The organism is Nonomuraea sp. NPDC049655 (genome assembly GCF_044465465.1).
In the GTDB taxonomy this organism is placed as follows: domain Bacteria; phylum Actinomycetota; class Actinomycetes; order Streptosporangiales; family Streptosporangiaceae; genus Nonomuraea.
Genome location: NZ_JBITLS010000023.1, coordinates 35,840 through 51,786 on the forward strand (window position 1 = coordinate 35,840; position 15,947 = coordinate 51,786).

At 72.7% G+C, this 15,947-nt stretch carries 9 protein-coding genes; all 9 read right to left on the reverse strand.

Annotated elements, in window-relative coordinates:
* Positions 1-108: 108 nt before the first annotated feature.
* Entirely contained in the window at positions 109-660 is a 552-nt protein-coding gene (locus tag ACIBQ6_RS47950) for a hypothetical protein (RefSeq protein ID WP_397219256.1), read from the reverse strand.
* Entirely contained in the window at positions 653-1,177 is a 525-nt protein-coding gene (locus ACIBQ6_RS47955) for a hypothetical protein (protein ID WP_358296383.1), read from the reverse strand. Before ACIBQ6_RS47955 ends, ACIBQ6_RS47950 begins: the two co-directional genes overlap by 8 nt.
* Before the next feature lie 46 nt (positions 1,178-1,223).
* A complete protein-coding gene (locus ACIBQ6_RS47960; protein WP_397219257.1) occupies positions 1,224-11,483 on the reverse strand; it encodes a hypothetical protein in 10,260 nt (3,419 codons plus the stop codon).
* A 57-nt stretch (positions 11,484-11,540) separates the two neighbouring features.
* The gene (locus tag ACIBQ6_RS47965) at positions 11,541-11,876 is read right to left on the reverse strand and encodes a hypothetical protein (protein ID WP_397219258.1); all 336 of its coding nucleotides are present in this window, start codon (positions 11,874-11,876) and stop codon (positions 11,541-11,543) included.
* Positions 11,873-12,268, reverse strand: a complete 396-nt coding sequence (locus ACIBQ6_RS47970) for a YbaB/EbfC family nucleoid-associated protein (RefSeq protein ID WP_352360836.1) — start codon at positions 12,266-12,268, stop codon at positions 11,873-11,875. The genes ACIBQ6_RS47965 and ACIBQ6_RS47970 overlap by 4 nt, the downstream gene beginning before the upstream one ends.
* A 94-nt stretch (positions 12,269-12,362) precedes the next feature.
* Complete coding sequence (locus ACIBQ6_RS47975) at positions 12,363-12,767, reverse strand: hypothetical protein (protein WP_358296392.1); 405 nt, start codon at positions 12,765-12,767, stop codon at positions 12,363-12,365.
* Positions 12,764-13,657, reverse strand: coding sequence for an SseB family protein (locus tag ACIBQ6_RS47980; protein WP_358296395.1), 894 nt, complete (start codon positions 13,655-13,657; stop codon positions 12,764-12,766). Before ACIBQ6_RS47980 ends, ACIBQ6_RS47975 begins: the two co-directional genes overlap by 4 nt.
* Positions 13,658-13,673: 16 nt before the next feature.
* Complete coding sequence (asnB, locus tag ACIBQ6_RS47985) at positions 13,674-15,488, reverse strand: asparagine synthase (glutamine-hydrolyzing) (RefSeq protein ID WP_358296398.1); 1,815 nt, start codon at positions 15,486-15,488, stop codon at positions 13,674-13,676.
* A gap of 180 nt (positions 15,489-15,668) precedes the next feature.
* The gene (locus tag ACIBQ6_RS47990) at positions 15,669-15,875 is read right to left on the reverse strand and encodes a cold-shock protein (protein WP_055509312.1); all 207 of its coding nucleotides are present in this window, start codon (positions 15,873-15,875) and stop codon (positions 15,669-15,671) included.
* Between the last annotated feature and the right edge of the window lie 72 nt (positions 15,876-15,947).

The following is a 15,947-nucleotide window of genomic DNA, read 5'->3' on the forward strand; positions in this document are numbered from 1 at the left end:
TTCCCTCAGGAGGAGCAGGACATTACCGAAAGTAGTTATTCGGCTACTAAAAGTAGAGTAGCCAATCGGTAATGAGAGCCTTACCCTCCGGCGGGCGCACTCTGCCGGTCAGGGCCTTGTGTGCAGGCCTTCGAAGTCGTCCAAGCTCTTGCGGTAGAAGGCCAGGTCGTCCTCCAGCTTCGCCCGGGTCAGGCGCTGCGGCTCGGTCTCGCGCACGGTTCGGCCCAGGTCGCTCCAGAAGGCGTCGGGCGGCAGCTCGGCGGCCTCCGGCGGGAAGAACTTCAGCGCCTCGGCCAGGGCGTCGGCGGCGAAGCGCCAGCCGGTCGCCACGGCGTCGTACCGCTCGGGGGAGGCCGGGCCGGCGGCGTAGAACAGGCCCTCCTCCAGCGCCCGGCTCGCGTACGTGGTGGCGATCAGCACCCACTGGCCGGGGTCGAGCAGCTCCGACAGGCCGGTGCCGAACGTCGCGCCGGTCTCCCTGGCCGCCCGCTCGGCCTCGACGGGGACCTCGACCTCCACGTCGCCGAGCCGCACCCGCAGGCTCTCGGCGTCCTGGTCGACGACGGCGTCGCGCGAGGCGCCCGGCGTGCCGGAGTGGGCCACCAGGTCGATGTAGACGTACGCCTCGACCAGCGAGCGGCCCAGACCCTGCTCAGGCATACTCACCCGCCAGCGCCTGGTAGGTGTCGCGGACGACCAGCAGCCGGTCGAGCTGGAACCTGCCGGGCTCGGCCGCGCGCAGCCCCTGTCCGCGTTCGGACCAGAACCCGTCGTCGGGCACCGCGTCCGCGCCCGCCGGCACGAACTTGACGACCTCCTCCACCGCCGCGGCGGCGATCCTCAGCGTGCGCAGGGCCTCGGCCCGGTCGGCCACCGGCACGTCGCTGGCCGTCAGGTCGGCCACCCACAACCACTCGCCCGCGTCGAGCAGCTCCGACGGCTCGGGGCCGCCGAACGTCGGGAACCCGGCGGGCAGCACCGGACGCTCCGGCAGCCCGAACACGAACTCGCGCGGCGTGCCGCACTCCTCGCACGGGCCGAAGTAGCGGTTGACCAGCTCGCCCTCGACGTCGACCAGCCCGTTGCGCCAGGTCGTGTCGGTGGACCCGCAGGCGCAGGGGTTGAGGTCGAGGTAGAGATGCGCCTCGTCCCTTGTCCGCGCCACCGCGAAAGCCATAGCCGTCCTCTCCTCGGGGTTCCCATCATGCCCGACGTCCCGCCTGTCACACCGCCACCGCCTCGGGGTCCGGCGTCACCAGCGGGGTGTCGTTCAGCCGGAGGCCGCACACGCACGGGCCGTCGTCCGGGCACACGCACTCGTCCTCGGGCGGGTTCCAGCCGGTCGTGTTCGCCAGCGCGCGGACCTGGTCCAGGATCGCGGACCAGTCGCGAGGGCGGCGGCCGTCCGCCAGGGTGGCCAGCTCGTTGGCCACCTGCGGCGGAAGCAACCGCAGGATCTCCGGGCGGGCCCCGGTGACCAGGTCGAACAGCACGCCGAGGCGGCCCAGGCGCTGCCTGATGTTGGCCGCAAGCACCTGGCGCACGGCCTCGTGCAGCTCGGCCAGCTCCTGGCTGTCGGCGGGCGGCAGGCCCAGCGCGCGGGCGACGGCGGCGGCGGCCGTCCCGGCGGCGGCCCGCTCGTTCGCGCCGACCGTGCGGGCCGGGTCCACGTCGTAGGTCAGCACGCCGGGGTCGGGCTCGCCGGACCCGGGCCGCCGGACGTCGACGGTGATGGGCGCCCGGCCGGGCAGCACGATGTCGAGCAGGCCGGGGCCGTGGATCACGACGCGCCCGCCCATGAGGGCGGCGGCCCGTACGACGGCCCCGGCGGCGGCCGTCTCGGGGAGCGTCGCGTGGCCGCGGATCGCCGTGACGTCAGCGGGCGTGAGGTCGCCCGAGCGGGACAGCTCCGCCAGCCTGGACGGCGCGCCCTGCTGGTCGCCGGTCAGCCCCAGCCGCCGGGCCTCCTCCTGGAGCGCCGCCCGTTCGGCGCGCGAGCGGATCGGGCCCGCCTCGGCGACCGCCCGCGCCAGCCCGCGCAGCCGGGCCAGCGCCGCCGCCTCGGCCGGACCGGGCCGCCCGCCCTCGGCGGGACGGGCCTGTGCCGGACGGCCGGTGGCGGGGTCGCCCGCGAGCGTGGCGGCGTGGGCCGCGACGTGCTCGGCGACGGCCGCCGTGGCCTTGGAGCCGGCGTCGGCGGGCACCCGCAGCGTCAGGTGGCCGGGAGCGCTCGACTCGACGGTCACCCCGGCCGCGCCGGGCGCGGCCTCGGCCAGCGTCAGCGTGAACTCGCCGCCTGGGGTGGTCACCGTGAACGTGTCCGCCGGCCCCACGTGCGGGGCGGCGCCGTTGACGGGAGCGGCTCCCGGGGTGATGGCCGGCACGCCGGCGATCTCGGCCAGTTTGCCCAGGCCCGGCGGCGAGGTGTCCAGGCCGGTGGCCGAGCCGCCGTTGAGCAGGCGGGCGATCCGGCTCTGCGGCTCGGGGGCGGCCGGCGCGCGGGGCCCGGTGCCCCACGGCGGGGCCGGGGGCGTGTGGCCGCGCCGGCGGATGTCCTCGGCGACGGCGTCGATCGCCGCCGCCAGGCGCTCGCGCCGGGCCGGGTCGGTGGTGGCGTGCCACTTGTCGGACAGGTGGGCGTGCTCGTCCATGCGGGGGAGCAGGCACAGGTCGGTGCCCTCGGTCTGCTCGCCCTGCGGCGACGTCCTGAGCACGCCCTGCGGCATGCCGGCCGCCGCCGCGGTCGCCGTCTGGACGACGTGCGAGAGGTCGTGGACCAGGACCGACGACACCAGGTCCGGATGCACGCGCCCCCAGATCCGCAGCAGGTGCGGGTCCTCGGCCGTGCCCGCGCGCGGCACGGTGAGCGCGTTCAGGCCCTCGCCCGGCTCGCCGACCTCCACGCGGACGTGCTGGTCGGGCGCGCCCGGCACCTGGACGGTCAGGACGTCGTCCCCGGTCCAGCCCACGTGGGCGGCGGCGCCGCCGAGGTCGACGGCGGACAGGGGCTGGCCGCGCAGCTCGTCCAGGCTCAGGTCGGGCACCCCTTCGGGGCGGGCCGACCTGCTGAACGGCGTGTTCTCGATCGCGGGGGACGGCATCCCGGCGGCCGGCGTCACGCCCTGCGCCACGCTGCCGCCCACCGGGTTCGTGTGCTCGGCGGTGGCGGGGGCGGGCCAGGCGGGCGGCGGGGCGGGCGCGGGAAGGGCGTCGACGGCCGCGAGCGCGGCCTTGACCTGCTCGGTGAAGGTACCGTCCGTGCTCGGGTTCATGTAGACGTCGCGCAGGTCGAGCCCGGCGCCGACGGCCGCGTCCAGCAGATCGGGGGCCAGGCCCGCGAACGCGTCGGCGTAGCCGCCGTCGGGCGTCTCGCTGTACAACGAGCCGTCCGGCAGGACGCGGTAGCGGTGCAGGCCGTCGGCCTCCCGGACCGCCACCCTGGCCACCTCGCCGCGGTCGCGGGCGGCCATGCGGGCCTCCTGGAGGGTCTGGATCGGGTTCTGGTTGTCGGCGGCGGGCACGAAGGTGAACGTCGCGGGCGGCGGGCCGCCGGGGCGCGGCGGCCCGAGCCGTACGCCCGCCGCCATGCGCTCGCGCAGCTCCTCGATCTCCTCACCGAACATGACCACGTCCACCTCGCCGGTCGATGCGCCCGGCAGGTGCACGGGGTCGCCGACCGGGTGCTCGTTGCCGTCGCGCAGCCGCGCCATGTACTGGAAGTCGAGGTCGTAGTCCACCCGCAGACGTACGGTGTAGAGCTTGCCCTTCTCGAACATGCTGCGCTCGCGGCGCGCCCCGTGGTGGTCGCTGACGTTCTCGGACGTCTGCTCCCCGCCCTTGACGCCGCCGTTCACCCCGGTCGACTTGTCCGACCCGTTGACGCCCCAGCCCACCGGGGTCGTGTGCCCGCGGGAGACCGTCACGTTCTGGGCGTCGGCCTGCCGGTCGACCTGCCCCTTCTCCCCGTCGTACGGCCCGGCCACGATCGTCAGGTCGGACAGGCGGGCGTGGGCGGTGACCGTCACGCCCTGGTCCTTGAACTTCTGCCTGGACACCGGGACGATCGGCTCGCCGGCGGGGTCCGTCATCCGTTCGAACGCGGTCAGCAACGCCGACGGCGCCAGCCGCCTGATCAGCTCGGGACGGCGTTCCTGCACCGCCGCCGCGCCCAGCATCTTGGTGAGCTGGGCGGTGATGACCTCGTACAGGCTGGGCTTGGCGGGGTTCTCCCACAGCGCCTGCGGGAAGAAGCCGGGATGCAGCTCGGCCTGCCGGGGGTCGGTGTTCATGACGACCGGCCCCGGGTCCTCGGCGACGGGCCTGGTCATGCCGGTCGGGATGCGCCGCACCAGCGCGGCGTTGTAGACGACCGGCGGCGTGGCGCGCGGCTTGCGCTGGAGCCTGTCGGCGGCCTTCTTGGCGCCGGCCGGGATCCTGCCTCCCCGTACGGGACGGCGCTCCACCTCGATGACGACCCGCATCTGCTGCTCCACCTGGGTCAGCCCGTTGAACAGGCCGATCCGCTGCAGCCGCGTGTTCTGGTGGTTGGTGGAGCCCGAGTACCCGCGTCCGCGGTCGGTGGACAGGCCGCCGCCCTGGCCGCCGGTCGGGTCGCCGGTGGACGAGTCGAGGCCGGCCGAATAGGACCCGTTGTACGACTCCGAATGCGTCTGGTCGGTGTACCGGTAGTGCTGGACGATCAGACCGGCCTGCGACGTCTGACTGAGCATCCTGGCCGTGCGCGGGTCGCCGACGGGTTCGAGGCGTACCCTGACCGTCACCTCCTCGGCCTGCGTCACCTGCGCGCCCTGCTGGACGTGGTAGCTGCGTTCGAAGCCCCGCGATGACCACATGTCGGCGACGTGGATCACCGCGGCGTCCTCGGAGAAGTCGACGTTCAGCTCTTCGCCGAGGGTGGTGCTCTCGTCCAGCGCCCCGGGCACGGCGTCCTGCACGGCGCTCCGGACCGCGTCGATCAGGTCGACCGGGTCGCCGTTCTCGTCCGTCAGGGTCAGCGACTCGGTCGCGCTCGCGCCCACCGACCGGTCGTACGGCGCTGCGAGCACCACGTCCCTGGAGCGTTCGAGCTGCTCGGCGGCGTCGTCCAGGGCTTGGTCGAGCTTCTCCTGCGGGCTTCCCGGGGCGGGGGAGCCGAGCCCGGCGACCTCCTTGAGCTTGGTCAGCAGGGCTTGCGGGGTGTGGCGCTCGGTGTACTCGTTGGTGACCCCCGACTGCGCCATGTCCTTGACGTAGCGCTGCACCAGCGGGACCGCGATGCTCCGGTCGAGGGTCAGGCTGCCGTTGAGGAACCGTTCGACCGCGTCGCCGACCAGGTGGAGCGGCAGGTCGAGGTCGCCTGCCCCGTACATCAGCAGCGCGTCGTCCTCGGGCACCGCGAACAGCGCGGTGCCGGAGACGGTCTCCGTCCTGGACCCGCTGACGGTGATGCGCTCGCCGGTCGGCACCCCGTGCTCGGCGCTTTCTGAGCCGGTGAGGGTGAGATCGACCGTGCTGCGCAGCATGTAGTGGCGGCCATACTTGATCAGCAGTTCCTCGCTGCCCCAGATGTCCAGGAGCGAGGTGGACTCGGACGTGCCGCCGGACCGGGAGGGCAGCGAGAGCGAGCCGCCGTCGCTGGTCGTGCCGCCGTCGTCGAGGTCGGAGGCGCTCGTCGACATCCCCGCGGACAAACCGGACGAGCCGCCCCACGAGATCCCCGCGCTGCCGAGCCCGAACTTGATCACGCCCGTGACGGGGTCGATGATGCCCAGCACCTCGGTCTCGCCGATCTCGCCGGACACCGACAGCGACGAGCGCGTCGGGCCGCCGTTCGGCCGGATCGCGCCGTCCGTGGTGAACGGCCGGTTCAGCAGCTTCGGATGGGCGACCAGGTTGCGCACGTTCAGGAACGTCATGAGGTGCTGGAGGGCCACGGAGTCGGCGGTCGTGCCGCGTGGCAGCACCTGGCGGGCCGCGTCCAGGGGACGGCCCACGTCCACGTGCAGCAGCTGTGCGATGGACCTGAGCTTCGGGGACATCCGCCCGATCGGCGCGGGCGGCGTCTCCTTCGTCGACGGGAGCAGGTCGGCGGCGAAGACGAGCCGGGCCGAGCCCTCGGTGGTCGCGATCGTCGTCGTCGTGCCGTTGTGCAGCAGGGCGGCGGCCATATGGTGGCCCAGCTTCAGGATCGCGACCGGGCCGCTGCTCTCAGCCAGGCCCACGATGTTGGTCGTGCCGCCGGCGCTGGAGCCCGCCGTACGGGTGCGGTTGCCGCCGCCGTTGACGCCGACCTCGTGCGTGAGGCCGTCGTGCCCCTTGTCCGGGCCGTCGCTCTCGCTGACCGACGCGCCGCCGCTGTACGTCCTGGACCTGCTGATGCCGCGGGCCGAGGTGTCGGAGCCGATGTCGAGGTTGACCACCGTCTGCGTGTCGGTGTGCCCGACGTAGGTCACGTCGTCGAAGTCCTGCTGCAGCGACAGGTGCAGCATGTAGTGCTCGGGGGCGGCGTTGAGACCGTGCAGCGTCAGGTCGAGGACGATGCCGTCCTGAGCCAGGGAGTCGTAGGCGGCGCGGATCCGCTGCTCCGACAGTTGCTCCAGGAGCTCCTGCCGGTTGAGGATCTGGCTGGCGCGGGCGAGATCGTTGGTGGCGTACTCCGGCACGCCGTTCACGACCTTGGGGATGACCCCCCGCGCGGCCAGCTCCTCCAGGACCTTCTCCCGGAACTCCGCCAGCCCCTCGATCTCCTCCACCAGCGCCGGGCCCGCGCCGCGCATCTTCCCCGGCCCCTCGCCCAGCCATACGGGCAGCTCCGGCTTGCGGCCGGGCGGCGGGGCGGGGTTGGGGTCGCCGCGCAGGACCGGCACGCCGTTGGCGTCGGTGACCGGCTGTCCGTTCTTGCGGACCAGCGCGGCGCTGTCCACGGGCAGGCCGAAATGGAAGGCGGCCTTCTCGCGCATGTCGGCCAGCGCCGTGCTGCGCACCGGCGTCAACGTGACGGGCGGCTCGCCGAACCGCTCCACGGTGAACGTGGTGACCACCACGAGCCGGTAGCTCTGCATGGGGTGGGTCATGCGGCGCACGCTGGGGTGGATCGCCTGCTTGTTGGCCGTGGCCGAGTACGACCGCGACGCCCCTCTCGCCCCGTTGGCCTTGGGGCCGATCTTGGGCTGGTACCCGCCGAGATCCACGGCCGCCAGCCCGGGGGCGTTGAACCCGGCCGAGGCGTTGCCTTCGAGCGAGGCGCCCGAGGACGCGCTCGCGGGTGTCGCGACGAAGTCGACCAGCACCTCCTCCTCCCACTCCTCGGAGGTCGAGCCGCCGACCGGCTCGGAGAGCTCCACCACGACCCGGCTCTCGGCGCGTACCCGGACCTGCGGCTCGCCGTTCTTGGTGAAGACGCGCTCCAGCCCCTCGTTGACCGCGGTCCGCAGGCTGTGGGGCAGGTTATGGGTGACGAACCCGCGCAGCGCGTCGCGGGCCGAGGTGCCGATCTCGGCGTAGTCGCCGCCGAGCACGTCCGCGAGCATGTCGACGGCGCCTTCCAGGTCGCTCATGCTCTGGACGACGACGTTGGGCATCTCCTTGCGGCGCTTGGCCCTGTCGATCCACTCCAGCCTGCGCGGCGGCTGGTCGGTGGCGGAGTGCGAGAACCACAACCGCTGGCTCGAAGAGTCACCGGGAGCGCCGGAGTCGACCGTGACGGTGCCCCGCCAGTTCTCCTCCTGGCCGGTGCGGATCTCGGCCGTCCAGGTGGCGGCGGCGTCGAACAGCAGCGACTCGCTCCGGTTGTCGGTGACCGAGCCCGTCTGGGCGAACATGCCGGCTCCGCCGCCGTTCGACCAGTTGCGCCCGATCGAGGCGCCGATGCCGACGCCCAACAGCTCGGTCATCATCCGCGTCGCGGTGTCCTCGGGCAGGAACTGGGCCAGGACGCTGGTGTCGAAGCCCATCGACAGCCCGCCGCTGCCCGCCTGGGTGACCGAGGCCGTACGGCCGGCCTGGTGGAACAGGCCCACCATCATCTCCGACCCCTTGATGGCCGGATCGAGCACCTCGACCAGGTCGGCGAGCGTCAGCTTGATGCGCACCTCGGCCGCCTTGCCGTGCTGTCCCACCTGCACGACGAGGCCGTCGGCGGAGACGGCCTTGTGGAAGTCCGCCCGGATCGCCCCCTCCAGCTTGTGCGTCGTGAACCTGTGGCCGATGCCGTTGTCGGCCAGCAGGTCGTTGACGGCGGTGGTGAGGGCGGACACGTGGGCCAGCCGGCCCGTCGGCTGGGCCGCGGCCAGGTTGATCTCCTGGGGCAACGCGGCGGCCAGCGCGTCCAGGTACGCGGCGTGCTGCCGCAGGACCTGGTTGGCCAGCCGCTCGGCGACGGGCCGCATGCCGACCGGCCCGGCGGGCGCGCTCGGGTTCTCGATCTCGTTCAACGCCGTGAGCAGCTGCTCGTACGTCTGCCGGGTCCGGGTCGCCTCGCGCAGCGCGACCTCGTACGCGTCGGCGATCCTGGTGTGCCGTTCCCGGGTGGCGCGATGGGTGCGGCTCTCCGCCCGCGCCTTGCGCGCTCGCTCCGCGTGGCCCTGGTCGTGCTGCCTGTCGGCCTTCCGCGCCTCCTGCCGCGACTTGCGGATCGCCTCCTTGGCCTCCTCGGCGCTCTTCCGCTTGGCGTCGATCTGCTCCTGCATCGCCGCCTCGGCCCGCTTGAGCGCGTCGATGACGGCCGGCAGCTCCTCGCGCGCCGGGCGGCCCTGCGGCAGCGGCGGCGCGTGCGTGGGCCGGGACCCCGGCTTGGGGGCCCACGGCGGCAGCGGCGGGGTGTGGCCGCGCTCGGTGAGCTGGCGGGACACGCCGTCGATGTCGAGGGCGAGCAGCCGCTGCTCCTGCGGCGTCTGCGCGGCGTGCCACTGCTCGGCCAGGAACGCCAGCTCGTTGAGCTGGGCCTGGGCGCACATGTCCTGCGTGGGCTCGCTGGTCGCCGGCTTGCGGCGCAGGAAGCCGCGCCGCTTGGGGGCGGTGTCCTCCTGGAGCTTCTGCAGGGTGTCGGTGATCTCGTGCAGCCAGACCCGGGAGACCTGGCTCGGGTTCATGCCGGGGGCGAAGTGCACGACGTGGGCGTTCTGGGCGTCCTCGCCGGTCGAGAGCTCGGTCTCGCCCATGAGCCCCTCGGTCGTCCCGCCGATGACCGGGCGGAAGTGGTGGGTGCCGTTGTTCCTGGTCCGGACGACGAGCGTGCCGTCGGCCGACCAGGTGATGTCCTGCACGTCCTGGTTGAGGAAGTGGGACGTCCGCAGCGCGTCGGCGCCCTCCTGGACCTCGTCGGGCTGCAACGAGGTGCCCGGCCGGGCGTCGGGGACGTGCCGGGTGCCCGGGACGGGCCTGGACGTGACCGTGCCCGGCCTGCTCGTGGCGGGCTGCCGGGTCTCGCCCGTCTCCTGGGCCAGCAGCACCAGCGCGGTGGCCTCGGCCTGCAGCTCGTCGGCGTCGGTGACCTCGTCGGCGCGGGTGTCCAGGGCGGCGCGCACGCGTCTCATGGTGGCGGCGCGGATCACCCGCACGCTGCCGTCGGGGGAGGGGATGAGGAGGTCGCCGTTCGGGCCGACGACCGCGCCGGGGAAGTCCACGGTGAGCGAGTTCATCAGCGCGTTACGGGCCCGGACGGTCGCCAGGACGGGCGTGGGCGGCGGCGCGTCGTCGGGGGCGGCGGCCGACGTGGTGGCGGGGGTGTCGTCGTTCTGCGGGGCGGCCGCTCCCTGCTGGTCGCCCTGCTGCGCGATCGGCCCCTGCTGGTTGTCCTGCCGCGGGTTCTGCTGGTTGTCCTGTTGTGCGCTCTGCTGGTTGTCCTGCTGGGCGTCCTGTTGTGCGTTTTGCTGGGCGTCCTGTTGTGCGTTCGGCTGGGTGTCCGGCTGAGCGTCCGGCTGGGCTGCCGGGGCGGGCTGGGCGTCCTGCTGGGGGGCCGGTTGCTGCTGGTCGTCCTGTTGGGCGTCCTGGGAGTCGTCCTGGGTCTGGGAGTCGTCCTGGGTCTGGGGGGCGGCGGTGGTCTGCGGAGCCGGTGCGGAGCTGCTCTTCGCCTTCGGGTCCGGGGCCTGCGGCGTCGTGTCGGTGTTCGCCGCGGCGTCGTCGTCGGCGGTGTCGTCGGTCGAGTCCTCGTTCGTCTCGGCCCGGGGCTCGCGGTCGGTGTTCTGGCGGTCGTCCCGCGAGGTGGAGCCGCGGCGCGGGCCGGCGTCGGAGTCGGGGGCGGAGGTGGCCGGTGTGCCGCGCCTGACGTCGTCGTTCTGGCTGGAGGAGGGCGCCGCCCCGGCGGGGACGACGGGCCCGCCGCCCGACGGGGCCGGGCCGCCGGCCGGCGGGTTCCCGACCCCGGCGTTGGGGTCGCCGCCACCCGCGCGGGTCGCGTCGGTACGGGCCGCGCTGTCGTAGGCCGAGGCCAGGGCGGTGACCGGGTTGGCCAGCGTCGTGTACACCTCGGGGTTGAACGGGCTGATCGACCCGGTACGCCCGGCGCCGCCCATGAAGCCGCCCAAGATGGCGTCGGCCGTGAACGGGTTGTCCCACTGGCCGTACACCAGGCCGTTGGCGAAGAAGCTGCCGAACGGGGAAGCGATCGTGTTGGTCAGGCCGGTGGTCATCGCACGGCCGGGGAAGCCCGGCATGTGCCGGGTGACTTTGGATATGGGCCCGGACAGCGCGGTGCCGGCGAGCGCGCCGCCGCCGGCGCCGATGATCGCCGCCCGGGACTTCTTCCAGTCCCATTCCTTCCTGGTGCCCATCTGGATCTGCTGGTACTGGGCGCCGGCGTCGATGAAGAACTCTTCGCCGATCTCCTCGATCAGCTCCTTGCCGATCGCGGAGCCGAGCAGCCGGGCGATGAGGCCGCGCCCGGTGGCGCCGCTGAGCGCGGTCACCCGGGCCAGCTTGCCGGCGCCCACCTCCCTGGCGCCGATCATGGCGAGGCGGACCAGGATCCGGCTGATCGCCGCGCGGCCCGCGGCGGCGTACGGCCCGATGATCGCCGTCGCGGAGCCGGCGGTGAAGAAGGCGACGAAGAGCGCGATGGCGATGGCGACGACCGTGACCCAGAACGCCACGTTGACCGACAGCTTGGAGTACTGGGTCTCGACCGCGAAGTTCTCCGACTGGCTCAGGTAGTTCTGCGACTTGCCGGCCGCGCCCGCCATGCCGGCGCCGTGGCCGTACAGGTACTTGGCGCGGGAGACGAAGTCGGCGCTGGCCGGCGAGGACCAGCCGGTCGCCACGGTGCGCACGGCCGAGCCGGCGCGCGGCGCGGTGCCGATCGCCCCGGCGGCGAGCGCGTGGTAGGCGTGGGCGAGCTTGGACATCCCGCTCTCGCTCGCCTCCGGCCACTTCTGACCGGCCGACAACATCGGGATCAACCAGTTGACCACCCAGTCGGGCAGCACCTCGGTCTCCCAGACCGGCTCCACGTCCCGGTCGATGCGGACCGGGGGCTGGACGGTGGACACATCCGACGAATTCTGAGAAGTCGACCCCTGGGGGCCGGTGGCGCTGTGCGTCACGCGTTAGACCTCTCGTGCTTTGAGGTCTTGCTCGATGGCGGCGTCCACGCCGAGGGTGTTGTCGATGCTCGCGCGCAGCCTGCCGCACGCGTCCATCATCTGCTTGGACAGCTCGACGCACTGGTTGAGCATGCGGTTGGGGCCGTCGTCGCGGAAATGGGAGTTCATGAACGCCTGGCCCTCGGCGCCGTTGCCCCAGGGCGCGGCGGCCAGCGCCTCGACGACCGCGGCGACCAGCCGCTCGGACTCCTTCTCCCAGTCCTCGGCCACGGTGGTCCACTGGGAGATGCCCGAGTTCACGACGGGCCGGATGATCTGGGTGCCGTCCCAGGGCCTCATCGGCTGCCTCCCATGCGGTCGGCGAGCCGGGCCATGACGGTTTCGAGATCGCCGCTCAGATGCGCCTGGAAGTCCTCGCGCGGGATCACCGGCTCGAAGATCTCGGTGACGCGCTCCTGGGCGCGCTCGGCGGCCAGGCGAGTGGTCTCGGCGATGGTGTCGGCGAGCTGACGGGCGTCGGGGCGGCGGTAGATGCGCGGGTCGAGGTCGAGCCGGATCAGCTCGCCGCGCGAGCCGACGGTGACCGACACCAGGCCGTCCTTCGAGGTCTCGGTCACCTGGACGGCCTTGGCCTGCTGGTGCAGCTCCATGCCCACGTCCTGGATCTGGCGGAACATGTCGCGCAGCTCGTCGCCGTATGCCCGCATCCCCGCCACGTCAGGAGAATCCATGACACCCCCGCCCCCATGCCGCGTGTTTCTTACGTCACATGCACCTTTCAGGTCAGTTTCTGTCACATGAACAACAGGAGACAAGAGTCAATCTTCAAAAAGGCCCATCCTGTGGACTTATCGCCACAACTTCCTCGCGGAGCTCGGTGATCTCCGTCCGCGGGGCCCACGCCCGGTACACCCCCCGCTCGACCCGCTCCAGCCCCAGCGCGAGCGCCGCGGGCGCGGAGCCGCCCAGGTATTCGAGCAGGAGCAGGCCGTCCCGCTCGTCGTGCACCTGGAACCGCTCGCCCCGCCAGGTGCACTCCGTGGTGACGAACTGCAGGGACGCGCACTCGGTGAACGGCACCGTGCGGACGTGACAGCCGGGCTCCACCTCCTCGAAGCCGTCGGCCGGGCCGGTGACGCGCAGGCGTACCCACAGCTCAAGGGGGTGCGGCTCGGGGCTGGCCACGTAGTCGGCGCCCTGCCAGTGGGCGCGGTAGAAGTGCCAGGTCATGCCGCCGCCTTCCGGCCGATCAGCAGCCATCGCCGCAGGTCGCCGTGGTAGAGCGCGCGCCGGTGCTCGGTGCCCTCGTGGGTGAGCTCCCAGATCTCCGCGCCGTGCGGCAGGCCGACGCCGTACACCTTGTACTCGCGGATGACCTGGTCGACGTTGGGCACCAGGCCCATGCCCACGAACGGCGGCTCCTCGACCACCCAGCCGGCCACCGCGTCCCGGCCCTGCTCGTCGAGCCCGCCGTACGGGGTGCGGTAGAGGTCGAGGCCGACGGGATGCCAGCGCAGGATGTTCAGCGAGCCGCTCTCGGTCAGCATGCCGGGCTGCTTCAGCGCGTCGGCCAGCACCGTGGGCGTGGCGATGTGCGAGACGTCGAGGGCGTGGTGGCAGTAGCCGGAGACGCGCGGCTCGGCCGTCGCCAGCAGGTCGGCGATGTCGGCCGGGGACAGCAGCTTCTGCACCACCGGCACCCCCGACCCGGGCGCGAGCCGCAGGTCCTGGACGAGCGTGGGCACCGCCAGCCTGGCCAGCGTCCCGGGCTCCAGCAGGAACGAGGCCCCGAGGCCCGGGTTGACGGCCAGGCCCCATCGCGGGTCCGGCCAGCCGGCCGCCAGCTCGGCGGGCGAGACGATCCGGCAGTGCGTGGCCAGGCCGCCGGTCGCGGTCACCATCGCCTCGACCGAGGTGAAGGCGAGCACCCACGTACGGCCGGAGTCCGTGGCCGTCGCCCAGGCGGGCGGCTCGGTCCCGGCCGCCGCGGCGGCGGTGATCGGCAACGCCAGGTCGGCGTCGCGGAGCAGGCCCAGGCACAGGGCGGTCTGCCCGTCCTGGTGGGCCGCCCACAACTGTTCCTCGAACGGCGTGGCCGGCAGATGATCAGTGGACGTCATCCGCCCAGTGTGCCCGCTACACCTCCAGGCGCACGCCGTAGGTGGTCAGCCAGACGTTCAGATCCAGCGCCAGCTCCAGGCCGTACCTGCTCATCGTGGTCGTCACCTTCTCGGCCGGCGCGAAGGCGGCCTCGCGGACGGCGTCGGCGTCGAGCAGCTGCAGCACCGGGGCGTCCTTGTCGGCGGCCAGCTCGCGCAGCGCGTCCCGGAGCGCCTGCTCGTAGCCCACGTCCTGGGTCACCGGGTACGGGGCCTTGACCCGGCGCACGATGGGCTCGGGCAGCAGGTCGGCCCCGGCCGCCCGCAGCAGGCTCTTCTCCCTGCCGTCGAACGTCTTCATCGACCAGGGTGTGTTGAACACGTAGTCGACCAGCCGGTGGTCGCAGAACGGCACGCGCACCTCCAGCCCGACGGCCATGCTCATCCGGTCCTTGCGGTCGAGCAGGAAGGGCAGGAAGCGGGTGAGGTGCAGGTAGCAGATCTCGCGCATGCGCCGCTCGCGGGCGTCCTGCCCGGCCACGTGGGGCACCTCGGCCAGCGCCGTACGGTAGCCGTCGGCGGTGTAGGCGTCCAGGTCGAGCTGCCGGATCAGCGACTTGTCGAGCATGTCGGTCGGCTGCTGCTCGCGCATCACCATCGCCAGCCACGGGAAGGTGTCGGCCTCGACCGTCTGCGGCAGGTGGAACCAGGCGTACCCGCCGAAGATCTCGTCGGCGGACTCGCCGGACAGCGCCACGGTCGAATGCTCGCGGATGGCGCGGAACAGCATGTAGAGGGAGGAGTTCATGTCGCCCAGGAAGCTCGGCGCGTCCCAGGCCCGGACGACCGAGGCCCGCAGCCCGGGGTCGGCCAGCTCCGCCGGCCCGAGGACGATGTCGGTGTGCTCGGAGCCGACGTGCTCGGCCAGCATCCGCACGAACGGCCGGTCGGGGTCGCCGCGGTACTCGTCGGCCCGGAAGTGCTCGGCGTACCCGGCGTAGTCCACGGCGAAGGAGCGGATCGGGCCGTGCGTCCTGGCCAGCGCGGTGACGACGCTGGAGTCGAGGCCGCCGGAGAGCAGCGTGCAGAGCGGCACGTCGGAGATCAGCTGCCGGCCGACGATGTCGTCGAGCAGCTCGCGCACCGTGCGTACGGTCGTGTCGAGGTCGTCGGTGTGCTCGCGCCCCTCCAGCGACCAGTAGCGGCGCAGCCGCGCGCCCTGCCGGCCCACGCGCAGCAGGTGGCCGGGCGGCAGCTCGCACAGCCCCTTGTAGACCGACCGCTGCCGGACGGTGGCCATGCTGAGGAGCTGGCGCAGGCCGTCGAGGTCGACCACGGGCGGGGCCAGCGGGTTGGCCAGGATCGCCTTGGGCTCGGAGCCGAACAGCACGCCGTTGGGCAGGGGGTAGTAGAACAGGGGCTTGATGCCCATGCGGTCGCGGATCAGCACGAGCTCCTGCGCGCGCTCGTCCCAGACGGCGAAGGCGTACATGCCGTTGATCCGGTCGGCGACGCCCTCTCCCCATTCCAGGTAGCCGCGCAGCACGACCTCGGTGTCGCTCCTGGTGCGGAAGCGGTGGCCCTTGGCGGCCAGCTCCTCGCGCAGCTCGCGGAAGTTGTAGACCTCGCCGCTGTAGGTGATGACGGCCAGGCCCTCGGCCTCGATCGGCATGTGGCCGCCCTCGACGTCGATGACGGCGAGCCTGCGGTTGCCGAGCGCGGCGTGCGGTTCGAGGTGCAGGCCCTGGTCGTCGGGGCCCCGGCAGCTCATGGTCGCGGTCATGGCGAGGGCGGTGGCCCGTTCGCTGGTCAGGTCGCGGTCGAAGTCCACCCATCCGGCGATGCCGCACATGCGAGGGTCCTCTCAGACGCAGTCCTGGTGGTGCTCCCCGGCGTCGTCTGACAACGTGCCTGACGCTCTCGCAACATAACCGCGCGGAGCTGATCGGTCCATACCCGATCAAATGCCCCTGAAAGCGGTCTGGGCCCGCACCCCGGAGAGGGTGCGGGCCCAGACGCGGGCTGCGTGAGGTCAGGCGGGAACGATGTTCTCGGCCTGCGGGCCCTTCTGGCCCTGCACGACGTCGAAGGCCACCTTCTGGCCCTCGGTCAGCTCACGGTAGCCACCGTTGGAGACGATGTTGGAGTAGTGGGCGAAGACGTCGGCGCCGCCGCCGTCCTGCGCGATGAAGCCGAAGCCCTTTTCCGAGTTGAACCACTTCACGGTACCGGTAGCCATAACGATCTCCTTCAGATGACGTGCAGAGACGGGATCCGCACCGTGCGGATCCCCGTGTCGCCGCGATGAGCC

Excerpts from the sequence above, each read along its gene's own strand:
- ACIBQ6_RS47965 (WP_397219258.1), bottom strand. The coding sequence starts at position 11,876 with ATGAGGCCCTGGGACGGCACCCAGATCATCCGGCCCGTCGTGAACTCG.
- ACIBQ6_RS47955 (WP_358296383.1), bottom strand. The coding sequence starts at position 1,177 with ATGGCTTTCGCGGTGGCGCGGACAAGGGACGAGGCGCATCTCTACCTC.
- ACIBQ6_RS47975 (WP_358296392.1), bottom strand. The coding sequence starts at position 12,767 with ATGACCTGGCACTTCTACCGCGCCCACTGGCAGGGCGCCGACTACGTG.
- ACIBQ6_RS47950 (WP_397219256.1), bottom strand. The coding sequence starts at position 660 with ATGCCTGAGCAGGGTCTGGGCCGCTCGCTGGTCGAGGCGTACGTCTAC.
- ACIBQ6_RS47980 (WP_358296395.1), bottom strand. The coding sequence starts at position 13,657 with ATGACGTCCACTGATCATCTGCCGGCCACGCCGTTCGAGGAACAGTTG.
- asnB (WP_358296398.1), bottom strand. The coding sequence starts at position 15,488 with ATGTGCGGCATCGCCGGATGGGTGGACTTCGACCGCGACCTGACCAGC.
- ACIBQ6_RS47970 (WP_352360836.1), bottom strand. The coding sequence starts at position 12,268 with ATGGATTCTCCTGACGTGGCGGGGATGCGGGCATACGGCGACGAGCTG.
- ACIBQ6_RS47990 (WP_055509312.1), bottom strand. The coding sequence starts at position 15,875 with ATGGCTACCGGTACCGTGAAGTGGTTCAACTCGGAAAAGGGCTTCGGC.